Annotated in this window: 13 protein-coding genes, 1 tRNA gene and 2 pseudogenes; 3 read left to right on the top strand and 13 right to left on the bottom strand. The window is 73.6% G+C overall.

Annotated features, from left to right (window positions below; genetic code table 11):
* Positions 1-830 precede the first annotated feature (830 nt).
* The 4 genes and pseudogenes from OJ254_RS14720 to OJ254_RS14705 form a co-directional block, all read right to left on the bottom strand.
* Entirely contained in the window at positions 831-2228 is a 1398-nt protein-coding gene (locus tag OJ254_RS14720) for a Cys-Gln thioester bond-forming surface protein (RefSeq protein ID WP_265362696.1), read from the bottom strand.
* Positions 2216-3091, bottom strand: coding sequence for a single-stranded DNA-binding protein (locus OJ254_RS31605; protein ID WP_423835896.1), 876 nt, complete (start codon positions 3089-3091; stop codon positions 2216-2218). The genes OJ254_RS14720 and OJ254_RS31605 overlap by 13 nt, the downstream gene beginning before the upstream one ends.
* 176 nt (positions 3092-3267) lie before the next feature.
* Positions 3268-5149, bottom strand: a pseudogene (locus tag OJ254_RS14710) (GTPase).
* Between the two features lie 947 nt (positions 5150-6096).
* Positions 6097-8035 (bottom strand): annotated as a pseudogene (locus tag OJ254_RS14705) (dynamin family protein).
* 301 nt (positions 8036-8336) lie between these two features.
* Between OJ254_RS14705 and OJ254_RS14700 the strand changes: the two are divergent.
* Positions 8337-8412, top strand: a tRNA-Arg gene (locus tag OJ254_RS14700).
* A 164-nt stretch (positions 8413-8576) separates the two neighbouring features.
* Here the strand turns inward: OJ254_RS14700 and OJ254_RS14695 are convergent.
* On the bottom strand, positions 8577-9989 hold the full coding sequence (locus OJ254_RS14695) for an FAD-dependent monooxygenase (RefSeq protein ID WP_265362695.1): 1413 nt from the start codon (positions 9987-9989) through the stop codon (positions 8577-8579).
* 155 nt (positions 9990-10144) lie between these two features.
* On the opposite strand from OJ254_RS14695, the gene OJ254_RS14690 reads away from it, so the two are divergent.
* A complete protein-coding gene (locus OJ254_RS14690) occupies positions 10145-10894 on the top strand; it encodes a TetR/AcrR family transcriptional regulator (protein WP_265362694.1) in 750 nt (249 codons plus the stop codon).
* Between the two features lie 158 nt (positions 10895-11052).
* Here the strand turns inward: OJ254_RS14690 and OJ254_RS14685 are convergent, their stop codons facing one another.
* From OJ254_RS14685 to OJ254_RS14675, 3 genes are all read right to left on the bottom strand, one after another.
* Positions 11053-12069, bottom strand: coding sequence for an alpha/beta fold hydrolase (locus tag OJ254_RS14685; protein ID WP_265362693.1), 1017 nt, complete (start codon positions 12067-12069; stop codon positions 11053-11055).
* A 117-nt stretch (positions 12070-12186) separates the two neighbouring features.
* Positions 12187-13266, bottom strand: a complete 1080-nt coding sequence (mreB, locus tag OJ254_RS14680) for a rod shape-determining protein (RefSeq protein WP_261951360.1) — start codon at positions 13264-13266, stop codon at positions 12187-12189.
* Positions 13267-13380: 114 nt separating this feature from the next.
* Positions 13381-15516 carry an FUSC family protein gene (locus tag OJ254_RS14675; RefSeq protein ID WP_265362692.1) on the bottom strand — a complete coding sequence of 712 codons (2136 nt, stop codon included), beginning with the start codon at positions 15514-15516 and terminating at the stop codon, positions 13381-13383.
* Positions 15517-15817: 301 nt separating this feature from the next.
* On the opposite strand from OJ254_RS14675, the gene OJ254_RS14670 reads away from it, so the two are divergent.
* Positions 15818-16840, top strand: coding sequence for an alpha/beta hydrolase (locus OJ254_RS14670; RefSeq protein WP_265362691.1), 1023 nt, complete (start codon positions 15818-15820; stop codon positions 16838-16840).
* Between the two features lie 78 nt (positions 16841-16918).
* Here OJ254_RS14670 and OJ254_RS14665 read toward each other — a convergent pair whose 3' ends face one another.
* From OJ254_RS14665 to OJ254_RS14645, 5 genes are all read right to left on the bottom strand, one after another.
* Entirely contained in the window at positions 16919-17731 is an 813-nt protein-coding gene (locus OJ254_RS14665) for an ABC transporter permease (RefSeq protein WP_265365157.1), read from the bottom strand.
* A 139-nt stretch (positions 17732-17870) separates the two neighbouring features.
* A complete protein-coding gene (locus OJ254_RS14660; RefSeq protein WP_265362690.1) occupies positions 17871-20603 on the bottom strand; it encodes an alpha/beta fold hydrolase in 2733 nt (910 codons plus the stop codon).
* Between the two features lie 151 nt (positions 20604-20754).
* Positions 20755-21300 carry a GNAT family N-acetyltransferase gene (locus OJ254_RS14655; protein WP_341483613.1) on the bottom strand — a complete coding sequence of 182 codons (546 nt, stop codon included), beginning with the start codon at positions 21298-21300 and terminating at the stop codon, positions 20755-20757.
* 63 nt (positions 21301-21363) lie between these two features.
* Positions 21364-22494, bottom strand: coding sequence for a hypothetical protein (locus OJ254_RS14650; protein WP_265362689.1), 1131 nt, complete (start codon positions 22492-22494; stop codon positions 21364-21366).
* A gap of 158 nt (positions 22495-22652) precedes the next feature.
* Positions 22653-24146, bottom strand: coding sequence for a CoA-acylating methylmalonate-semialdehyde dehydrogenase (locus OJ254_RS14645; protein ID WP_265362688.1), 1494 nt, complete (start codon positions 24144-24146; stop codon positions 22653-22655).
* Between the last annotated feature and the right edge of the window lie 40 nt (positions 24147-24186).

Here is a 24186-nt window from a genome sequence, read left to right as displayed (position 1 = left end):
GAGAAACCGTCCGGCAGATTGGATCGATCAGGGTCTGTACGGCACCGCCCCGGGCCATCGACCGTCGTCCGGCCGTCATGCGTGCGCCGCGCGAGCGCCATGCGGCCGTCGTGACGTACGTCGCGACCGTGGGAGGGCAGATACACCCATCTTGCCGTACGTCCGTCCCCGGAAGGAAACGGGTAAGGAAACGGGTGCCGAGGCTTGGACGCCCGCGAGGGGTGCGGGCACGGCGGGCGGGGTGCGGGATGCCGAGGGGCCGAAGGCGGCGTCATGCGGCGTCGGGGCACTCATGGGGTACGCCCAGGAGCCGCATGTCCGTGGCCCCGGAGCGTTAACCCCTCGGGGCCACGTTTTGTTCCCGCCACGCGCAGATTGCCTTGTCGATCACCGAGGCGATCGACTTGGTGGTCGGCTCGGTGATCGCCTCGGAGGTGGGCTCGGAGGTGGGCTCGGTGACCGGCTCCGTGATCGGCTCCGTGATCGGCTCGGCGGTCGGCTCCGTGACCGGCTCCGTGATCGGCTCGGCGGTCGGCTCCGTGATCGGCTCCGTGATCGGCTCGGTGACCGGCTCCGTGACCGGTTCGGTGACCGGCTCCGTGACCGGCTCGGCGGTCGGCTCCGTGACCGGCTCCGTGACCGGCTCGGTGACCGGCTCTGATCACCTCGGTGGTCGGCTCGTCGATCGCCTCGCGGATCGCCTCGTTGCCGCTGGTCGCAGGTGTCGGGCCGGCCACGAAAACGGGGCGCCCGGCCGACCACCTCTCGGTGACCGGCCGGGCGCCCGCCGTTACTGCACGCCCGCTACGGGGCGCCTCCTGCTGAGGCCCTTACTGGGCGGGGGTGCCGGCCTTCTTCTTGCGGAGGAAGAACACCGCGGCGCCGCCGACCACGACCAGGACGACCGCGACGCCCGCGATCATCGGGGTGGCGCTGCTGGAACCGGTCTCGGCGAGGTCGGTGCCGTGGCCGCCACCGGTGTTGCCGCCGACCGACGCCGGGCTGGGCTTGGGCGAGGGCTTGCCGCCGCCGCTGCCGGCGGTCTTGCAGTCGAGGACCCCGGAGAAGGTCTTCTTGAAGCCGCCCGCACCCTTGATCGTGATCTCGTAGGGCTGGTCCTCGGCCACCGGGACGGTCACGGTCTGCGACTTGCCCGGGGCGATCTCGTAGTCCTTGCCCGACAGCTGGAAGTGGAACGCCTCATCGCCCTTGTTGCTGGCCGTGACGTCCACGCCACCCTTGGCGCAGTTCTTCTCGGCGGTGATCGCCGGGATGGCGCCCTGCTTCTTCCAGGAGACCGTGGCGGCCGCGGAGACGGTGGACTCACTGGAGCCGGCCAGGATCTGGGTCTGGCTCTTGGCGTGCTCACCGATGCCGGTGAAGGCCCGGCCGACCGGCACCTTGGTGGCGGCCTGCGCGGTCAGCGAGGTGCTGCCGTCCGCGGCGCCCTTCGGCACGTCGAAGAACAGCTGGGTGCCGTCGGCGGCGCTGGTGACGGGCTTGCCGTCCTTGCCGACGATCTTGACGCCGGCCGGCGCACCGGCGGCCGGGGAGATCGTCACGCTGTCGGCGTTGGTGTGCACGGTGACCGGGCCGAGCTTGCCGCCCGACTTGCCGGAGACGGCCGGCGGGTCCAGCGTCAGCGACGCCTTGGGCTCCTCGACGCTCTGCGCGCTCTTCTCCAGGTAGGCGGCGAGCTTCTCCGCCGCCGGGTCGACCGCGTCCACCTTCACGTGGTCGGAGAAGCGCCAGATGGCGACCTGGGTGCCGGCCGCCGCGGTCTTCTCGGTCAGGTTCCCGGCACCGGCCTTGGAGGCGAGGGCGGCGAGGTCGTTCACCTGCGGGTAGGAGTTCTGCAGGATCCAGCGGATCTTGCCGGCGTCCGCGTTGTTGTGCAGCGACGAGGCGCTCCAGGGCACTTCCTGGTACTTCGCCTGCTGCTGCGTCGGGTTGTGGATGTCGATGCAGTACGTCTGGAGCGTGCCGCCGTTGTCGACGGACATCTCGAAGAGGCCCGCGCCGACGCGCTGGTCGCCGCCGTCGTTGTGCACGACCGCCTGGTCGAAGATCTTCAGGCCGCCGAGTGTGGCGGTGGCACCCCCGTGAGCCGGGGTCGTCTCGTCCGCCACTGCGGTCCCCGCGGTGGCTATCGCACCCGCCGCGACCAGGCCGGAGGCCACGACCGCGGCGGCAAGGCGGGCTGCGCCCCGCCTCTTCATCGAAAGCATGAATTTCCCCTCTGGGCGAGGCGGTCGGGTGGGGAAGTTGCCTCGCCGGAAAGATCCAAAGAACTCAAAAGCCGAACGTCAGCCCCGTGAGCCCCCGTGAGTACTCGTCGGATCTTATGGAGCAGGCGCATCAGGGTCCCCACTAATGGCATCCCATAAGCGATCCGAATCGCAATCGTTACCGAACACAGGCACCCTGACCTGGCATTATCGACAAATCCCCGGAACGTTTCAGGGCACTGCGGCCTTCTGGGGCGAATTCCCCTGGTGATAGGCCCGGTGGCGGCCTCGGCGGCCGCCTCCGCGACTGGCTCGACGGCTTCCTTTTCGGCACCTGCCTCCGCCTCCGATCTCCCGTCAGGCCGCGATCCCAACCGCCGTGCGGACTCCGGTGGTTGGGGGGCGAGGCCCGGGCGCCCGGACGGGACCTGCTCCCGGTCCACGCGCGGGGTCGGGGACGCTTCCTGGTCCGTCGTGCTCATACGGCTCACGCGGGTGACTCTGCGGAAGGCCGCCGTACCGCGCGACAGGTCGTGTCCGATCGCGACGGCATCGACCTCGGCCGAGAACCAGCGCTGCCCACCCTTCTCCGGCGGCTGTTCCCCTTCCCGCAGCCGCAACCGCCCCTGCACCACCAGGGGTTCGCCCACCGCCACCGAAGCCGCGACGTTGTCGGCCAGACCGCGCCACGACCGGACCGTGTAGAAACTCGTGTCCCCGTCGGTCCACCGCTCCTGCGCCTTGTCCCACCGCCGGGACGTCGCCGCGAGCCGGAACCTCGCCACCGTCACGCCCGCCGTGGTCTGCCGATGCTCCACCGCCGTCGCGGCGTTGCCCACCAGCGTCACCATCGTCTCGTTCACGGAAATCCACTCCCCCGTCCTCCGCGCGCTCGCCGGGTCGCTCGCGCCGCGTCGACCTCATGCTGCACGGATCCGGCAAGCCCCGCCGCGGCCTGTGGACAACCTGCCGACTGTGGACAACTCGGCCACCCGGAAGGGGGCTGGGGCGCACCGCCCCAGCCCCCCGCCGTCCGTCCTCAGACCCCCGACGCCACCGCGTACTGCTCCCGCACCTCGCGGTAGCGCAGCAGCTCGGCGGCGACCGGCTCCAGCACCCGGCCCCGGCCGCAGGCCGCCGCCGCGTTCCGCAGCCGCCGCTCGGCGTCCTGCCCGTACCGCCGCGCGGGACCGCGGGCCACCACCCGGCACAGCCACCCCAGTGCCGGGCCGCCCACCGACCCGATGACCGCGGGCAGCAGCCCGGAGAGCCAGGTCGAGGCATCGACCAGACCGGTCAGCGCCGCCACCAGCCAGAGCACCCCGACGAGTTGCAGGACGGACAGCGTCCCCTGCAGCGCGGCGGCCACCGTGCACCACCGCGGCTTGACGGCCGGCCCGCCCCGTAGGGCCTCCTCGGCGTCGGCCGCCACCTGGTCCAGCGCCTCCGGCAGCCCGCACGCGCCCCGGTCCGCGGCCTCGCGCACCGCCTGCGCCCAGGGCGCCGGCAGCCCGTGCGCCGCCTCCGCGGCCACGCCCCGTACGGCCTGCTCCACCACCGGCCGGGCCGCCGCCCGGACCACCATCGACTCCCCGATCGCGTCGCCGCCCCAGGCCCGGACGTCCGCCGGTGTCCCGCCGTCACCTGCCGCCCCACGGAAGGGGGTCCGGCCGCGCCCTTGCGGCTCGTACCCCCGGCGGCCGTGTCCTGCTGAGTACCCGTCGGCCCCCCGGTGCGCACCCCGGTCGTTCCGCGTCCCACGCCGGTCGATCGGTCGCCCACGCCGGTCGTCGCGTGTCCCGCTCCGGTCGTGGCGTGTCCCGCTCCGGTCGTGGCGCCTCCCGGCCCGTGGGTCGACCGCGTGCGACGGGGCCGGCGGCCCCGCATCCGTGCCCACGGGGACCCGCAGGCCCGTTCCGCGTACCGGAGCCAGTCGCGTTCCGCCGCCCGCCCGGTGGCGACCGCGCCGACCGCCTCGGCCAACCGGTCGGCGAACTCCTCGCGGGCCCGTTCGGTCAGTCCGACCTGGGTCCGGGCCACGTACACCGACCGCAGCCGCTCGGCCGCCACATCCACGTCCGCCGCCAGCCGCCGGTCCGCCGCGCCCCGTTCGGCGACGAACTGGCCGAGTGCCTCCCGTAGTTCCGCGACGCCCTTGCCGGTCGCCGCCGAGAGGGCGAGCACCGCCGCACCCGGCTCCCGTGTTCGCCGAGCGCCAGGCCGTCCTCGTCGAGCAGCCGGCGCAGATCGTCCACCACCTGGTCGGCGGCCTCGCCGGGCAGCCGGTCCACCTGGTTGAGGACCACGAACATCACCTCAGCATAGCCCGCCAACGGCCGCAGATAGCGCTCGTGCAGCACCGCGTCCGCGTACTTCTCCGGGTCGACGACCCAGATCACCGCGTCCACCAGCTCCAGCATCCGGTCGACCTGGGCCCGGTGTTCGGTGGCCGAGGAGTCGTGGTCGGGCAGGTCGATCAGGATGAGTCCGCGCAGTTCGGGGCTGCCGTCCGCGGCGATGTGCCGACGGTGCGCGGACACCCCGAGCCGCCGCAGCAGCCCCTCGGCGCCCGGTCTGCCACCCGGCCAGACGCACGCCACCGGTTCGGCGGTGGTCGGCCGCCGCGGTCCGACCTGTGAACGGTTCGCCCCCGCCAGGGCGTTGAACAGGGACGACTTGCCGCTGCCGGTGGCTCCGGCGATGGCGACCACGGTGTGCTCGCCGGACAGCCGGTAGCGCTCGTCCGCGGCCTCCAGCACCCGCCCGGCCGCCGCCAGCGTCCGCCCGTCCAGCCGTGACCGCGACAGCGCGATCAGCTCCCGCAACGCCTCCAGTCGCGCCCGCAATCCGCCCCCCGGCGCCCGCCGGCCCCCGTCCTCGACCCAGCGATAGCCCTCCACCGGTGGCCTCGGCTGCACCATGGCCTCCGCAGGGGACTCCTGCGGCGACCCACCGCACGGTTCGTCGTACGGCCCGTCAGCCGGCTGGCCGAACGGCCCGGCATACGGCTGCGCGGTGCGACGCTGCCCCTCATACGGCCTTTCACCTGAAGCGTCGAGGGACGCCGCGGCGGACGACCCCACGCGCCCCTCGCCGAACGCCCCACCCCGCGCCTCTCCGAACGAACCGGAACGTCCGGTGGCGAACGAACCGGACGGTCCGGTGGCGAACGAACCGGAACGTCCGTCGCCGGACGAAGCGGCACGGTCGGCTCCGAATGCCCCGGTAGGGGTAGCGCCACAGGACGCGGTAGGGGCAGCGCCAGAAGAGGCGGTACCCGACTCGCCACCCGATACGGCGCGCGGCGCGCCACCCGGCTCGCCGTACGCCCCTCCGTATGTCCCGGCGTGCGCTTCGGCGTAGACCTCGGCGTAGGCCCCGGGATATGCCCCGACGCATGACCCACCACCCGCTTCCTCGGCACCGGCGCCCGAAGCGACCTCCGGGGCACCGGACTGCGGCTCGACCCGTGGCTCGACCCGTGCCCCACCGGTCCCCGCCGCGCGCCCGGCCGCGGAACACTGCCTTCCGGCACCCGCCGGGCGATCAACCCGTCGTCCCACGCCCCGCCCGGACCCGGTTCGCCCGTCGCCGTACGCGCGCTCCCCGGCTGCCCGCTCCAGGACTCGCCACATCCGGGTGCGCCGCTCTCCTGGTCCCCGTTCCCGGCTCGTCACCGGCTCTCATCACGCCACCCGCCCGCCCGACCTCGCCGGTCGTCCCCACGTCGCCTGCCCTCCCTGCGTCACCAGTCCTCGCCACGGCAGCGGCTCTCTCCGCGCCCCCTCTCCCGCCCCGTTGCCCGCGCCTGAAGCCGTCCTTGCGGGCGCCCCCTCCCCCACACCCGAACCCGCCGTTCCGGAACCGCTCACCCCGACACCTCCGCCTTCTCCCGCTCTGGCTCCCGCTCCACCACTACTGCGTCCGCCGCCGCTGCTGCTGCCGCCACGACTGCCTCCGCCCGTACGACATCCGCTGCCGTCCTCTTCTGCTCCTGCTGCCGCTCGCGCTGCAATACGGACAGCGCGGCGATCAGCTCGGCCTGCTGGTCCGGCGGTACGGTCAGCCGGTCCAGCGGCGCCAGCCGCCGCTCGCGCTCCCCGTCCAGCGCACGTGCCAGATAGGTGGCCAGCAGTCGGCCGCCCCGGTCGCGGAGCCGCAGTGCGGTCTGGGCTCCCAGGAGGTCGGCGAGGTTCTCGCCCGCCGTACGGGCGCGCCGGCCGCCGAGCAGCGTGGCGGCCAGGAGGGCGGCCGCTTCCTCCGGCTCCACCTGCGCGCCGCGTTCACCGGCCGGTCCACCACGCGCGTCACGGGCATCACGCGCCTCACGGGTCTCCTCCTCGGCCAGCTCCTCCAGGCAGCGCCGCCAGCGCCGGACGAGCACGCCCAGCCGACCGGCCGCCCCCGCGGCTTCCGCGGCTTCCGCGGCACCCGAGGCAGTCGCGGCGGTCGCGGCGGTCGCGGCGGTCGACGCCTCGGAGGCTCCCGAGGAGGCCGTCAACGAGAGGTCGGAGGCCGCGGGATCGCGCCGCCAGGCCTCCGCGGCCCGTTCGTCGGCCTCCTCCACCGCGCAGGTCAGCAACGAGGTCAGCCCCTCCGTCAGGGCGTCGAGCAACTCGTCCGACCGGCCGCCGGTCCCGTGGTCGCGCCAGTAGGCGCGGGCGTCCCCGGCCAGCACCTCACCGGCCGCGACCTCGCTCCGCACGCGTTCGACGGCCCGTTCGTACGCCTCCTCGACCCGGCCGGCGAGCCGGAGCCCCGCGGCGTGCTGAGCAGCGGCGGCCCCGGCCAGGGCGGGCAGCCGGCTGCGCAGCGAGGCGATCACCCCGGTGGCGGTACGGTCCGCGGCGGCCCTACGGGCGGCCGGGTCCTGGGCGTGCCGTTCCAGCCACTCGCGCAGCCCGGCGACCGCCGTGGCGGGCAGCAGCCCGCTGCCGCCGCCGGCCGACTCGGGGAGCTCGGGGATGGTGAACCGCGGGACATGGCCGAGGCCGGCGCGCTGCAGCAGTTCCGCGTACCGCCCGGAGATGTCGGTGGCGATCTGGTGCGGCACCCGGTCCAGCACGGTCACCAGCGTGACGTCGTACTCCTTCGCCGCGCGCAGCAGGTGCCAGGGCACCGCGTCGGCGTACCGGGCGGCCGTCGTGACCAGCACCCATACGTCCGCGGCGCAGATCAGCTCCGCGGCCAGCTCGCGGTTGCGGGCGACGAGCGAATCGATGTCCGGCGCATCCAGCAACGCCAGCCCACTGGGCAGCGCCGCCTCCACCTCGATCCGCACCGCGAACGGCTCCCCGCCCCCGGCCGCTCCCCCTTGCCCGGCTTACCCGGCCCACCTCCGCCGCCGTACCCCCGCACTCCCCATATTCCCCACGTTCCCCATATTCCTCGTGTTCCGGATGAGCTCCCTCCGCTCCGTCGTCCTCCTCGGGCCCCCAGACCCGGGTGAGCTGCGGCAGCACCCGCCGTCCGGAGAACCAGTGGACGTCATCGGGATGGCACACCAGCACCGGCGTACGCGTCGTCGGACGCAGCACCCCGGCCTCCGAGACCCTCCGCCCCACCAGCGAATTCACCAGGGTGGACTTGCCGGCCCCGGTGGAGCCGCCGATCACCGCCAGCAGCGGCGCCTGAGGCGACCGGAGGCGGGGAATCACATAGTCGTCGAGCTGGGCGAGCAGCTCGGCCCGGTTGCACCGGGCGCGGGCGGCGCCCCGTAGTGGCAGCGGAAAGCGTGCGGCTTCGACGCGGTCGCGCAGTACGGACAGGGCGTCGAGCAGGCGGGGTCGTACGTCCAAGGTCGCCACATGTGCAGAATGCCCAATTTCGTTGGCTTTTTGAAGCGTATAACCCCTCGTGCGCGCCGCGAGAACCCGTACAGAATGGGACGAGTGGCGCATGAGACGTTCGCGACAACTGAGACGCAGGCATAACGAGTGCACAACACCCGCCACGCCGCGCGTCAAAAGCGGTGCAGGATTCGTACCTGCCTGCGATTATCGGGACCGCTTCACCGAACCTCCACAACGTGCCACGGAGGTGAAGCAACCGGGACGAGGCACCCGGGCCTCTATCCTGGTCCGCGGTCCGTGATCCACGCCCACACCGGCCCCCGTAGCTCAGTGGATAGAGCAGGTGCCTTCTAAGCACTTGGCCGCAGGTTCGAGTCCTGCCGGGGGCGCCAGGCCAGACCCTCCCTGCGGGAGGGTCTTTTTCGCTGGTGATCGAGCCCTTGGTGAGGAGTCCGCTGAGGCGGAAGGTGGCCACTGCGGCCAGGGCCGGGTCCCGCGGGTCGACCAGCTACGTGGTGCGCCATGCCGTGCGTCATGACGTGCCTCATGCCGTGCCTCACGCCGTCCCGGGCGCGTGGAGGGGCGGCGTGTCCGGGGTCTGGGCGTCGAGGGTGATGGCCGTGGAGAGGTCGTGGCCCTGTTGCAGCATGGCGGCGCGGGTTGCGGGGTCGTTGAGGGCGGCGTTGCGGGCGTCGATGGCCTCCTGGGTCGCGGGCGCGAGGAAGGCGCCGGTGCCGCGGCCGCCTTCCTGGCACTGGGTCACATACGGGCGGAGCCTGCGTTCGTAGCGGGTGAAGGCCGCTGAGTGGTCGTCGGGGGACGCGGCCAGTTCGGCGGCCAGGACGTAGGCGCCGATGATCGCCGAGCCGGTGCCCATCCCGCCGAGGGTGGCGCCGTGGGCGGCGTCGCCGAGGAGGGCCGTACGGCCCGTGGACCAGCACGGGACATCGACGCGGCTGATGGAGTCGAAGTAGAGCTCGTCGGCGGCCCGGAGGGTGTCGATCAGTTCCGGGGTGCGCCAGCCGGCTCCTTCGTAGGCGCGGGCTATCGCCTCTTTCTGGGCGGGGAGAGCGCGCCGGTCGTGGGTCAGCTCCTCGGCGGAGGCGAAGACGCAGAAGGCCTCGCCTGTGTAGCCCGGCTCGGCACTGCGGCGTGGCGTGCGGCCGACGGTCGCCGTACGACCCGGTTCGGAGTAGCCGACGGGTTCGGCGGCCAGGTCGCCGGCGGACTCCGGGAGGTCCCAGGCGGCGACGTAATAGCCGAGGTGGCTGACGAACTCCGACTCGGGGCCGAAGGCCAGTCTGCGCACGGTGGAGTGCAGGCCGTCCGCGCCGATCACCAGGTCGAAGGTGCGGGACGGGGTGCGCGCGAAGGTGGCGTGGACTCCGTCCGGGGTGGGCGTGAGGGAGGTGAGGGTGTCGTCGAAGAGATACTCGGGCGCCGGGTGCCCGTCGGCCGCCGGGGTCAGGCTGTGGCGGTAGAGGATCCGGGAGAGGTCGGAGCGGAGGATTTCGAGGTCGCCGCCGGCGAACTCGGGCGGCAGGACGGCGAGTTGGCGGCCGCGGTCGTCGATGAAGCTCATGGCCGTCCCGCCGCCGGTGCTGTGGCGTCTGATCTCGTCCAGGATCCCCATGCGCTCCAGGACCGTCAGGTGTGCCGCGCCCCGGAAGTCGACCGCGAACCCGCCGCCGCGCAGGGCCGGGGCCACCTCGACCACGGTGGGGCGGTAGCCGTGGCGACAGAGCCAGTACGCGAGGGCCGGGCCGGCCACGCTGGCGCCGGAGATGAGGACCGTGCGGTTCCGGCCGCCACCGCCTCCGCCGGCGGAGCGGCCGTCGGGCCGGTCGCCGGGAATGCCGCCAGCCCGGTCGGAGTGGGCCTTCGAGCCCGTCTCCACCTTCTTGGCCTGCGTGCGGGGCGTTTCGTGCGTCAGGCCGGGCGTCTGGCCGGGCGTCCTGCCATGCGGCATGTCGTGCGTCCTGTCGTGCGGCATGCGTCGAGACATCGCTCTTTCCCCGTCATCGGATCGGATAGTCGATCGGTCCGCGGTCATCGGGCCGACGAAGAAACTGTATCCGGCGGACACGCTTTTGTGTACCCCAGACGCAGTTTTAGGATGCGGGGATGGTGGGCGAGGACGAGAAGCGCAGTGTGTTCGGGGATCAGGCGGGCAGTGTCGAGCTGTTGTGGGGCGGGCGCGAGCGGCCCAGCCGCGGGCCGCGGCCCGCGCTGAGCCTGGAGCGGATCACCCGCACCGCGATCGCGCTCGCCGATGCCGGCGGGCTCGGGGCGGTCTCGATGCAACGGGTCGCGGGCGAGCTGGACTTCACGAAGATGTCCCTGTACCGCTATGTGCCCGGCAAGAACGAGCTGGTCGCGCTGATGATCGACCGCGGGATGGGCGAACCTCCGCAGCTGCCGGAGGGGTGGCGGAACGGGCTGCGGGCCTGGGCGGAGACGCTGACGGCCGTCTACCACCGGCACCCCTGGCTGCTGGGTGCGGCCACCGGCCCGCGCGTCATGGGGCCGAACGAACTCGGCTGGACGGAGGCGGCGGTGGCCGCGCTGGCGGACACCGGGCTGAGCGGCGGGGAGCAGCTCGACGCCGTGGTCGTGGTGAGCGGCCACGTACGGGCCCTCGCGCAGGTGTCGGCGTCGATGGGGCTGGGCAGTGCGCGGGCGACGGAGCCCGAGCAGGTGATGAGCGCGGCGCTGAACGAGCTGCTGGTGGGCCGCGCCGACCGCTATCCGGCGGTCGCCGCGGCCCTGGCCGCCACCGAGGCCGATGTGGCCGAGCGCGACCGGGCGGACGAGTTCGGCCTGGAGCGCATCCTCGACGGGCTGGAGGCCTACATGGGCGGCGGCAGCCGGTAAGGGGCGCGACCCCCGGCCGGGCGGCAGTCGGTAGAGGGCGCCCCCCGGCGGGGCGGCAGCCGGAGGGCGCGGCCCTCGGCGGGCGGCAGCCCGTAGAAGGCACAACTCCCCGGCGGCAAGGCGGCCCGTCGCGGACACAGGCCCCGGCGGGGGTCGCCTCAGGCCGGCAGGCCGTGCAGCCAGTCGATCAGGAGTCGGTTGACCTCGTCGGGGCGTTCCTGCTGGACCCAGTGGCCGCAGCCTTCGATGATGTGGGAGCCGGAGAGGGCCGGGAGGGTCACCGGGAAGGCCTTGATGGCGTCGGCCATCCAGTGGGTGGGGGCGTCGCGGTCGCCGCCGATGAAGAGGGCGGGCCGGGTGATCGGGGCGCCCTGCCAGGCGGCGAGGTCCGCCCAGTCCCGGTCGACGTTGCGGTAGCGGTTGAGGGCGCCGGTCAGTCCGGACCGCTCGAACTCGCCGGTGTAGTAGTCGAGGTCGGCCTCGGTGAGCCAGGACGGCAGCGTGGTGTCGGCCGGGAAGCGGTCGGAGAGTTTGCCGCCCCTGGGGACGGTCATCCGGGTGAGGCCGTTGCCGTCCTGGTCGTCGGCGGCGGGCTTCGCCTCGCCCGAGAGGCCGGCGTAGACGCCGGCCAGCCAGCCGCGGACGTCCGGTTCGATCTCCGCCTCGGCGCGGCCCGGCTGCTGGAAATAGCTGATGTAGAACTCCTCGTCGCCGCCGAGCCGCGCGAACGCCTCGGTGGGGCGGGTGGCGCCGTGGGGCGCGTACGGCACGCTCAGCAGGGCGACGGCGGTGAAGAGGTCGGGCCGGAGCAGCGCGCTGTGGGCGGCGATGGGCGCGCCCCAGTCGTGGCCCGCGATGATCGCGGTCTCCGCCCCCAGGGCGCGCAGCACGGCGACGTTGTCGGCCACATGGGCGAGCATGCGGTAGGCCGACACCTCGCTCGGCTTGGACGAACGCCCGTAGCCGCGCACGTCGATGGCGACCGCCCGATAGCCGGCGGCGGCCAGCGCGGCCAGTTGGTGGCGCCAGGAGTACCAGGACTCGGGGAAGCCGTGGACCAGGAGGACCACCGGGCCGGTGCCCTGCTCGACGAAGTGGATGCGGCCTTCGGGAATCTCGGCGAAGCGGTGGACCGGGCCGGCGGGGTGGTCGGCCGGTTCCGTGGTCTGCGGCATGCGTACTCCTAGGGGGCGGTCTCCTCCGCAGCACCGTCCCCGCCGGGTTCGGCCCCCGCGGTGAGCAGCCCTGCGGGGTTCGGCCCCGCAGGGTGCAGCAGTCCTGCAGCGGTCACCCTACAAACGCACCGTCTTCCGGGGCTGTTCCTTCGCCCCCGTCAGCAGGCCGTGCAGGCTGGCGAATTCGTCGACGCATTTGGCGGTGCCGTTGACGACGCAGTCCAGGGGCTGGTCGGCGACGCGTACGGGCACGCCCATCTCCTGGTGCAGCCGCCGGTCCAGGCCGCGCAGCAGGGCGCCGCCGCCGGTGAGGGCGATCCCGCGCTCGATGATGTCGCCGGAGAGCTCCGGCGGGCAGGCGTCGAGGGTCTGGTGGACGGCGCGGACGATCGCGTCGACCGGTTCGGCCAGCGCCCGGCGGATCTCCTCCTCGCCGATCTCCTGGAGGCGGGGCAGGCCGCTGATGTGGTCGCGGCCGCGGACCGTGTAGGAGGAGCGGCGGTCCGGCTCGCCGTCCTCGTCGACGTCGACGGGGGTCCACACCGCTGACCCGATGGCGATCTTGATGTCCTCGGCGGTGCGCTCACCAATGGCCAGGGAGTGCTTCTTCTTGACGTAGGCGGTGATGGCGGCGTCCAGGGCGTCACCGGCGACCCGTAGGGACTGGGCGGTGACCAGGCCGCCCATGGAGACCACGGCGACCTCGGTGGTGCCGCCGCCGATGTCCACCACCATGCAGCCGACCGGCTCGTCCACCGGGAGGCCGGCGCCGATCGCGGCGGCCATCGGCTCCTCTATCAGGTGCACCTCGCGGGCCCCGGCGCCGCGGGCGGAGTCGATGACCGCGCGCCGTTCGACGCCCGTGATGCCGGAGGGGACGCAGATGACCACCCGGGGGCGGGAGAAGCGGCGGCTGGGCAGGGCCTTCTTCATCAGGGCGCGCAGCATCTGCTCGGCGGCCTCGAAGTCGGCGATGACGCCCTCCTTCAGGGGGCGCATCGCGGTGATGCCGGAGGGCGTGCGGCCGATGGTCCGCTTGGCGTCCTCGCCCACGGCGATGACCTCGCCGGAGGCGTTGACGGCGACCACTGACGGCTCGTTCAGCACCACGCCCTTGCCGCGCGCGTACACCAGGGTGTTGGCGGTGCCGAGGTCGATGCCTATGTCGTACGTACCGGACGAAGTGCTGGACGCCATGGGGAGTGGGGTTGCTCTCTCGCGACGGGGACGGAACTGATGGGGACGGGGGGCGGCGGGCCGCAGATGACCCCATTGGTTACCAATGGGGTTCATTGCGGGCAATTAATAAGACTACTGGGAGCGTGGGATGGTTCCCCGTGCCCCCTCCTCGCGTGCTTCCGGGTCGCCGGACAGCGCCTCGGCCAGCTCGTCGAGGGCGTCGACCAGCAGTCCGGCGGCGCGCGGTGCGACGCCCTCGCTGCCCGTTTCTGCGTCCCATCTCTCCCATACGGTGCGCAGGGCGCTCCAGTTCAGCGGGCCGCGTTCCCGTACGGCCCCCGTGGCGCGCTCCAGGTCGGGGCGCAGTGCGGCGGCGAACGCGGCGGCGCCGGCGGAGGGTTCGGCGTCCTTGGCGGGCAGATGGGCCTCCAGGATCATGGTGACCCGGCCCATGGTGGCGAGCGCGGCGCCCGCCGCCTTCGCCGCGCCCGGCGACAGCCCGCGGTGGCGCACCGGCTCCTTCTCGGCGCGGTCCTCGCTCTTCTCCCAGGCGACACGGGCGGCCCGGGCGTCCAGCAGGGCCTCGCGGACCTGCCGCGGCCGGCGGGCGGCGGGCCGGGCGCAGGCCTCCCATACGGCGAGCGCGTAGCGGCCGTTGGCCTCCAGCCAGTCGGCGAGCCGGTCGCGCAGCCGGGGCGTCTCCCAGGCGGGGAACAGCGCGTAGGAGAGCATCGCCAGCAGCCCGCCGAAGAGGGTGAGCACGACGCGTTCCTGGACGGTCTGCTCCCAGCCGGCGCCGGCGATGCCGAGCAGGAAGACCACGTAGGCGGTCACGCAGGCCGAGGTCACCGAGAAGCCGGTGCGCATCAGCAGGTACATCAGCCAGACGCAGACCACGGCGAGCGCGGCGCTGACGTATGCGCCGGGGTGCACCAGGGCCATCACGGTGCCCGCGACGGCAACGCCGACGAGGGTGCCGCAGAAACGGGCCACGCCCCGGGAGTAGGTCTGCGCGAAGTCCGGACGCATCACCATGACGGAGGCCAGCGGCGCCCAGTAGCCGTGGCCGAACGGCAGCGCGGTGCCCAGCAGATAGCCGGCGGCGGCGACCGCGGCCACCCGCAGGGCGTGCCGGAAGATGTGCGAGGACCAGCGGGCCTCGCGGTGCAGGGAGCGCAGCGCGACCGGTACGAGCCGGGGGACGCTGGGGCGCAGCAGGTGGCTGCCTTGTTCCCGCCCGCCCTGCCCTCGTTCCGCCTCGGTGGTGGGGCGGGTGGCGCGTACCGGCTCGTCGGTGAGCTCGACGGCGTCGGCGAGCAGGGAGATCAGGCGGTACGCGGAACGCCGGGCGGGGCCGTGCAGCATCGGGCCGGTCGCCGGGACCTCCAGGGTGGCCATCGCCTCCGGCGGCAGCCGTACGGGCCGGGCGTGCCGTACGGCGTGGGCGACGGCGTCCAGGACGGTGGCCGCGGCGGCCAGCAGGTCGCGGGCGCGGTCGCGTTCGGGGCCCTCCAGGGGTGCGCCGACGACCGGGTCGGCCAGGGAGGCGAGGACCGGCCGGACGCGTTCGGCGAGGCCGCGCGGGCCGTGCAGCTGGACGGGGCGGCGGCGGGCCTGACGGGCGGTCACGGTGGCGGCGAGCCGGGCGTCCATCAGGGGCGCCGGGTCGAAGGCCGCGACCGGGTCGTGCCGCAGCCGGCGGGCGTAGTCGGCCTCGGCGGCCAGCGCGTCGGCGAGCGCGTCGCGCTGGGTGCCCCAGGGGCGGACCGGGAAGACGACGATCAGGGTGGCCTGGACGAGCCCGCCGAAGAAGATCAGGGCGGCGTGTTCCAGGGCGCCGAGGACGGAGGTCGGCAGGGTGACGGTGACCAGCATGATCGCCACGGTCTGGGTGCCGGCCAGCCCGGAGATCGGGCCGATCGCCCAGGCCATCCCGGCCATCAGGGTCCAGCCGGCGAGCAACAGGACGAACGCGGCGATATGGGCGGCGGCCAGATAGCCGAGGAAGGTGGAGACCGCCAGCGCGCCGGCGACGGCGAGCGCGAGCACCGGGCGCGGCCGCATGCTGCGCTGGAAGGTGACGATGCCGGAGGAGAACGCGCCGAAGGCGGAGGAGACCGCGAGGGTGGGGTTGCCGCGCCACAGGCACAGGCCGATGACGAGGGCGACACCGGCCGTGCCGCGGACCGCGATCAGCGGGGTGAGCTTGGTCCGCTCGATGGTCAGCCCGGAGCGGGCGGCGTCCTTCAGGGCACGCGACCAGGTCATAACGAGAGGATACGGGTCAGGTCGGGGCGTAACGGGGCGGCGGGCGGGCCGGCGTCCCGCGACGACCCGGCGGGTCCGCCCCCGCGCGCGGACCCGTCCCGAGCGCCCCACCCACCGGGAAAATCCTGGTAAACCGCCCTTCCGTCGGGCGTAAAACATCCCAGGTCAGGAAGGGGAAGGCCAGATTCCGGGCAGGGGTGCGAGCAACCCGACACCCACCGGGGGAAACCCGGGCGCGCCCCCGCGCCCTCTTGCTGGTCGGCCGGGACGCATCCCGGCAGGTTCGCCAAGGAGAAGGCCCGTGCGCAAAGCCCTGTTCCGTCCGGTGGTCGCGTTGATCGCCCTGACCGTCCTCGTCACCACCGCCGGCTGCGGCACCAGCTCCTCCCCACCCTCCCACGTGCGCTTCGGCGGCGGCCCCAAGACGGGCGCCGCGCTGCACACCTCGCCCCACGGGAAGCGCTCCCTGGTGCAGTGGCCCAGCAAGCCGATCACCTTCCAGGAGGAGAGCCGGGTCGGCGGCGCCGGCGGCAACACCCCGATCGGCGTGACCACCCTGCACGGCCCGAAGTCCGGCTTCACCGGCAAGGTGTGGGTCTGGGCGCCGCCGGAGTACTACGAGAAGCGCAATGCCGACAAGGGCTTCCCGGTGATGGAGGCGCTGCCCGGCTCGTACGGCTACCCCGTCAACTACTGGATCGGCTCCGACCTCAAGCTGGAGGAGAACCTCGCCCGCTGGTCGAAGAACGGCACCAGCCTGCCCTTCATCGTCGTCATGCCGGTCCTCAACCCCAACGACAAGCAGTACTACGACGGCAGCGACATACCCGGCCAGCCGAAGATCGGCACCTGGCTCAGCAAGGACGTGCCCGACCTCGTGCGGCAGAACTTCCGCACCCTCAGGACCCGTGACGCCTGGGCCATCATGGGCTCCTCCTCGGGCGGCTTCGCGGCCCTGAAGAACGTCCTGCAGAACCCGGGCACCTTCAAGGTGGCCATCCCCAACGGGCCGGACATCGTGCCCGATTCCCCGCTGTGGAACGGCCACGCCAGGGAGGAGCGGGAGAACAACCCCGAGGAGCTGGCCCGCCGCCTGACGGCACGCGGCGGACCGGAGGTCTACCTGGCCTTCCAGGACGGCTCGAAGGAGTACACCGTGCTGCCGAAGGTCCGGAAGTTCATCGCCCAGTACGGGCACGGCCCGGTGCGCACCCGGCTCCAGATAGTGCCGAACGGCACGCACAGCGCGGCCACCTACGTGCGGGGCCTGGGCGAGGGCACCATGCGCTGGGTCAGCGCGCACATGCAGGGGCCGACCGCCTGACCCGGCGGCCGGCCCCGGGACGCCGGCCGCGGGCGTGGTACCGGTCCGCGGGCCGGCGCCGGCCCGCGGACCGCGCCCCTACGACACCACGTCCTTGCGCGCGAACCCCCGGAACGCCAGCGCCACCAGCACCAGCGCGTACGCCACGGACACCGACGCGCCCTGCACCATCCCGGACCACTCCACCGTCGGCTGGAGGGCGTCCGCCCAGGCGTACTGCCAGTGGGCGGGCAGCACGTCCCGCCAGCCACCGAGGGCGGTGACCTGGTCCAGGACGTTGCCGACGATGGTCAGTCCGACGGCGCCGCCGACCGCGCCCAGCGGCGCGTCGGTGACCGTCGACAGCCAGAACGCCAGCGCCGCGGTGACCAGCTGGCTGACGAAGACATAGCCGACCACGACCGCCAGCCGCCCCACCGCGTCGCCCGCGGACAGCGCCCCGCCGGTGGGCAGTTGCAGCGGCCCCCAGCCGTACGCGGCGGTGCCCACGCCCAGCGCGACCAGCGGCAGCAGCACCATCGCGGCGGCGCTGAACAGCAGCGCCACGGTCAGCTTGGCCAGCAGCAGCCGGGCCCGCGGCACCGGCGCGGCCAGCAGGTAGCGCAGCGACGACCAGGACGCCTCCGAAGCGACCGTGTCACCGCAGAACAGCGCCACCGGCACCACCAGCAGGAACCCGGCGGACACGAACAGCACGGTCGCGGCGAAGTTCCCGCCGGAGGCGGTGGCGGCGGCCATCAGCGAGACCCGGCCGCCGCCGCTGCGGGTGGCCGGGTCGCCGCCGATCGCGAACGCCGCGACCAGCACGAACGGCAGCAGCACCAGCACCGCGGCGACGACGAGGGTGCGCCGGCGCAGCAGCTGCCGCCGGGCCTCCACGCGCAGCGGCAGGGTGCGGCGCGGCCGGTAGCCCGCCGCCCGCCCGTCCCCGGGCGGCGTCCCGGCCCGGTCGCCGTCGCGGTGCCGCTCCCGGTCGCGGTCGTGGCGCCCTCGGCGTCGGCGGTCATCGTCGGTCCCCTCCGGTCAGCGGTCATCGTGCGTCGCCTCCGATCAGGGTGAGGAAGGCGTCCTCCAGCCGGTGGTACGGGGCCACGCGGTCCACCGGGATGTCCAGCCGGACGAGTTCGGCCACCAGCCGCGGCGTGCCGGCGGCGTCCGCCAGCCGCACCAGCAGCCCGCCGTCGGCGCGGACCGCCGACGTCACGCCCGGCAGCGCGGCCACCTTCTCCACGACGGCGTCGGTGACCTCCCCGGCGACCCCGACCAGCAGGGTGTCGCCGGAGCCGGTGATCTCGGCGACCGGCCCGGCCTGCACCAGCCGCCCGCGGTCCATGACGACCAGATGCGTACAGCTCTGCTCGACCTCGGACAGCAGATGGCTGGAGACGATGACGGTGCGCCCGGCCGCGGCGTAACGGACCATCACCTCCCGCATCTCGCGGATCTGCGGCGGGTCCAGCCCGTTGGTCGGCTCGTCGAGGATCAGCAGGTCGGGCAGGCCGAGCATGGCCTGGGCGATCGCCAGCCGCTGCCGCATGCCCTGCGAGTACGTGCGGACGGCCCGCTGCAGGGCCTCCCCCAGGCCGGCGATCGCCAGCGCCTCGTCCAGGTGCGCGTCCCCGGCGGGCCGGCCGGTCGCCTGCCAGTACAGCTCCAGATTGGCCCGGCCGGACAGATGCGGCAGGAACCCGGCGCCCTCGACGAACGCGCCGACCCGCGACAGCACCGGCGCGCCCGGCCGCACCGCCTGCCCGAAGATCCTGATCTCGCCCTCGTCCGGCGCGATCAGGCCCATGAGCATCCGCAGCGTCGTCGTCTTCCCGGCACCGTTGGGCCCCAGCAGTCCCAGCACCTGTCCCCGCTCCACCCGGAACGACAACTCGCGTACGGCGTACCGGTCCTCGGACCCCGCGTACCGCTTGCTCAGGCCGCGGATCTCCAGCGGCACCCCGGCGAGCGCCGGCTCGGGCGGCGGCGCCGCGGTCCGGCGGCGGGCGGTGAAGAGCAGCAGGCCGGCCAGCACGGCGGCCGCGGCGGGCAGCGCCCAGGTCCAGGCCGGCAGCGGCGCGGCCGCGCTGCGCACCTGTGGCACGGTCGGCACGTCCAGCACCCCGCCGCCCTTCAGCGAGACGGTGTACGCGGTGGGTTCGGCCGGTGAGGCGTAGCCGAGGTCGGTGGCCGCCAGGACCAGCCGCAGCCGGTGCCCGGCCGCGAACTCGTGGTCCGCGGCGGGCAGTTGCAGCCGCACCGTGCGGCCGGCGCGGGCGTCCGCGATGCGGTACGGGGCGACGAGCTGCGCGGGCAGCACCTGGCGGCGGCCGTCCGGGGCGACGTCGTAGAGCTTGGCGAAGAGCACCGCGTCCCGGGAGCCGGACCGTACGTGCACGGTCACCTCGGGGCGGCCGGTCAGCCGGACCGCCGAGGACAGCGGCGCCGATTCGAACCGGGCGTACTGACCGGGGAAGTCCAGCGACAGCCCGCCGGAACCGAGCGAGGAGAGATCACCGAGCGCCCCGACGCCGGGCACCGCGGAGATCGCCGGCGGCCCGGAGCCCGCCGGATTGCTGAAGGTCTGGGTCCGGCCGGTGAGCCGGATCCGCCGCGGGTCGTGCGCGAGCCCGGCGTACCGGTCCGCGCTCGCCCCGCGCAGCCGCACCGCGCCGTCGGTGGAGTCCACTCCCCCGGTCCGGCTGATCCGGAACCCGGGCCCGGTGTCGGCGCCCTTGTCGCCCTTCAGATAGCGGTCGAACCATGCCGCCGTACGGCCTGTCAGGCGGGCGGTCTCCCGGTCGCCGCCGTCGTGGCCGCCGGCGATCCAGTCGACCGCGACCGGCGCCCCGTTGTGGCGGATCGCCCGCTGCGCGGCGTCGGCCTGGTCCAGGGTGAACAGCGAATCGGTCTGGCCCTGCATGATCAGCGTCGGCACCTTGATGCGGTCACCGACGGCGGACGGACTGCGGGCCGCCAGCAGCCGGCGGGCCTCCGCATCCGGTTTGCCCGAGACCGCGGTCCGCTCGTACATCCGGCACAGCGCCGGCTCGAACCGCCCGCAGCCGCCGGACGAGGCGGGCGGGGTGCGCGGCGCGCCGGTCGGGGCGCCGGACTGGCCGGTGGTGAAGAAGATCCCGGCCCACAGCTTCTTGAACACGTCGTGCGGGAAGAGCGCGTCGGCGAGGTTCCAGTACGTGATCTGCGGGGCGATCGCGTCCACCCGCCGGTCGTACCCGGCGGCCAGCAGCGAGGCCGCCCCGCCGTACGAGGCGCCGGCCACGCCCACCCGGGGGTCGCCGGGCCGGTCGAGCCGCACCTCGGGCCGCCGGGCCAGCCAGTCGATCAGCCGGCGGACGTCGGCGACCTCGCCGTCCGGGTCGTTCAGCCCGATCTTCCCGGTGGACTTCCCGAATCCGCGCGCGGACCAGGTCAGTACGGCGTAACCGTCCCTGGCCAGCCGCTCGGCCTCGGGACGGACATCGGCCTTGCTGCCGCCGAAGCCGTGGCCGAGCAGCACCGCGGGCCGCCGGCCGGACGCCGGGCCCGACGTGAAGAAGGAGGTGTCGATCCGCACCTCCTTCGCGCCGCCGGGACGTTCCGGCAGGGACAGCAGCCGGTCCTCGCGGTGCACGGCGGGCGCCGCGTCCGAGGAGGCGGCCGCCCAGGTGCCGCCTCCTATCAGTACGGCCAGCGCGCCGACGGCGGCGTAGCGGCGCCGCCCGCGCAGCGCCGCACGCGACCGTGCCCGCCGCCCGAAACCTCGCAGATCCATACCGCGATCCTAGGTACGGGGCGGTGCGGGCGGCCGGTACCCCGGGGTGAACCCGGGGGTCTCCAAGGGGAGTACGGTTCGCCCCCGGCTACCGCGGATGCGGTACGCGGGGCCGCGAATTTCCGACGGGTGCGGCCGCGGCGGGCTGCCGTCAGCGCGTGGGTTCCGTCCACCGGTACCGGGCCAGCTCGCCGTCGCCGCCGCAGTGCTCCAGCCCGGCCTTCTCCAGGACCCGGACGGACGCCGGGTTCGTCAGCTCGACGTTGGCGTACACCGTGTCCACGCCGGGCGCGGTGTGCGCGAACGCGGCGAGGGCGCGGACCGCTTCGGGGGCGTAGCCGCGTCCCCGGCGGGACGGCACCACGCCGTAGCCGAATTCCACCGCGCCGTCGGCCGGCGGCCAGAACAGTCCGATCGCGCCGACCACCAGGCCGCTGTCCCGCTCCAGGATCTGCCGCTGCCCGAACGCGCCGCGGGCGTCCGCGTTGCCGTCGATGAAACCGGCGATGACCCGGTCGCCCTCGTCGGGGAAGTCCGCCGCCCAGTGCGGCTGCCGGGTGCCGGCGAGCACCGCGGCGAGATCGGCCGCGGGCCAGGACCGCAGCACCAGCCGCTCGGTGACGATGGCATTGCCGGCGCCGCTGTCCTGGTCGTCCAACCTGTCGTTCGTCGTGTCGTTCGTCGTGTCGTGGGTCATAGAAGACGGACAGTGGCACCCGCACCGCCCGTTGGCCAGCGAATTACCCCGGCGGACGACGCATCAGTACGGGGCGGGGCCGAAACCGCCCGGCGGCTGCGGCGGGTTGCCCGGGGGCGGCAGCGGCGGGCCGCCGACCGGAGGGCCGGGCGGCACCGGAGGGCCGGGCGGCACCGGCGGCTGCCAGCCGGGCATCGGCGGCTGCGGCGGGCCGGCCGGCGGGACGTAGCCGGGCACCCCGAACTGCGGTGCCGGGGCCGGCGGATGCCAGCCGGGGGCCACCGGCTCGCCGCGCGCCATCAGCGCCAGCAGGGCGGCCGAACCCAACAGGTCCAGCAGCAGCTGCACATCGCCCAGCACGCTGAGGCCCGGCATCGACTCGTTCAGCGTGAACAGCGACCCGTTGGCGGCCAGCCCGATCAGCGTCAGCACGGCACCCGGCAGCGACACCACCGACAGCCCGATCGCCAGCCCGCGGGCCGCACCGCCCCGCATGAGGCTGTTGAGCGCGGCCAGCGCGGTCAGGATCAGGAACACCAGCCCCGACCAGCCCGGCGCCAGGCTCAGCAGCGACGGCAGCGCGCCCCGGCCGAGGTAGAGCATCTCGAAGGACCCGGTGCCGTTCTGCACCAGCATGTAGACGTGCCAGATGACCAGGCACAGCGCCATCGCACCGAGCACCAGCCCGGCCACCACACCGGCCTGCCCGGCGGGCCGCATCGGCGGCTCACTGGGCTTCGGGCGGGGCCAGGCCCGCATTCCGGCGAGCAGCACCACCCCGGCGACGATGGTCAGCAGGAACAGCAGACCGCTGCTGATGAACACCCCGTCGAAGGTCGAGGTGCCGGTCTCCGCGTGCTGGAACCACTTGTCGTCACTGGTGTGGTTGCCGACGCTGACGATCGCCTGCAGCGTCGTGGCGAAGGTCAGCGTCGTCGCCACCGCCAGCAGCCCGCCGGCCACCCGCTGTCCGGCGAACGCCGTGATCACCGCCGCCAACTGCAGCAGCGCCAGCCCCAGATGGAACGGCCCGGTGACCTGATTCAGGCCGGTGGGACGCTGGAAGGTCCAGTACCCCCACATCCCGTCGATGCCGAACTCGCCCAGATCGACGGCCAGCCAGTACGCCGTGAACAGGAAGAAGAGCAGGCAGAATGCCCCGCCCGTGATGCGGGCGCCCTTGGTGAGCGCCATGGATGACTGCATTCGTCCCCCGTTGTTCCCGGTGCCCCGCCAACCCGGCGCGCCGCTCGTCCGATCGGTGTGCGAGGGAGCACGTTAGCAAGGGCCCCGAACGCACCGGACCCCCCGCCGGGAACGGGCCGGCAGGGGGTCGGGGCATGCGGTTTTTGTCAGTGGTTGCTGGGGAAGCCCAGGTTGATGCCGCCGTCCGACGGGTCGGGCCAGCGGGTCGTGACGACCTTGCCGCGGGTGTAGAAGTGCACGCCGTCGTTGCCGTAGATGTGGTGGTCGCCGAAGAGCGAGTCCTTCCAGCCACCGAACGAGTGGTAGCCCACCGGCACCGGGATCGGCACGTTCACGCCGACCATGCCGGCCTCCACCTCCAGCTGGAAGCGGCGGGCCGCGCCGCCGTCCCGCGTGAAGATCGCGGTGCCGTTGCCCCACGGCGAGTTGTTCATCAGCGCGATCGCCTCGTCGTACGTCTCCACCCGCACGACCGACAGCACCGGGCCGAAGATCTCGTCACGGTAGGCGTCCATCTCCGGCGTGACGTTGTCCAGCAGCGAGACGCCGATCCAGTGGCCGTCCTCGTAGCCCTCGACGGTGTAGCCCGTGCCGTCGATGACCACGTCCGCGCCCTGTGCCGCGGCACCCGAGACGTAGGAGGCGACCTTGTCGCGGTGGACCTTGGTGATCAGCGGGCCCATCTCGGACGCCGGGTCGTCGCCGGGGCCGATGCGCAGCTTGTCGGCCCGCTCCTTGATCTTGCCGATCAGCGGGTCGGCGGTGTCGCCCACCGCGACGACGACGGAGATCGCCATGCAGCGCTCACCGGCCGAGCCGTACGCGGCGTTGATCGCCGAGTCCGCGGCCAGGTCCAGGTCGGCGTCCGGCAGCACCAGCATGTGGTTCTTCGCGCCGCCCAGCGCCTGCACCCGCTTGCCGTTCGCCGTACCGGTGGTGTGGATGTACCGGGCGATCGGCGTGGAACCGACGAACGAGACCGCGGCGATGTCCGGGTGCGCGAGGATGGCGTCCACCGCCACCTTGTCGCCGTTGACGACGTTCAGCACACCGTCCGGCAGACCCGCCTCGGCCGCCAGTTCCGCCAGCTTGAACGCCGCGCTCGGCACCTTCTCGCTCGGCTTCAGCACGAACGTGTTCCCGCAGGCGATCGCGATCGGGAACATCCACATCGGGACCATCGCCGGGAAGTTGAACGGCGTGATACCCGCGACCACACCCAGCGACTGGCGGATCGCCGCCACGTCCACCCGGGTGGACACCTGCGTGGACAGCTCGCCCTTCAGCTTCTCCGGAATGCCGCAGGCCAGCTCGATGATCTCCAGACCGCGGGCGACCTCACCGAGCGCGTCCGAATGCACCTTGCCGTGCTCGGCCGTGATCAGCCGGGCCAGCTCCTCACGGTGCGCGTCGACCAGCTCGCGGTACTTGAACAGCACCGACGTGCGCTTCGCCAGGGAGCTGGTGCCCCACGTCGCGAACGCCTCCTTCGCGGCGCGCACCGCCGCGTCCACCTCTCCGGCCGAGGCGAAGGCGACCTGCTTCTCCTGGGCGCCGGTGGCCGGGTTGTAGACCGGACCGAAGTTGCCGGAGACGCCCTCGACGGGCTTACCGCCGATCCAGTGGCTGAGGGTCTTCATGCGAGGGGCCTTTCTGGGGTGACGACTTCGCTGTGACGAC

It is taken from the genome of Streptomyces endophytica (assembly GCF_026153355.1).
Classification (GTDB): domain Bacteria; phylum Actinomycetota; class Actinomycetes; order Streptomycetales; family Streptomycetaceae; genus Streptomyces; species Streptomyces endophytica.
This window is presented reverse-complemented; position numbering and strand designations above follow the sequence as displayed.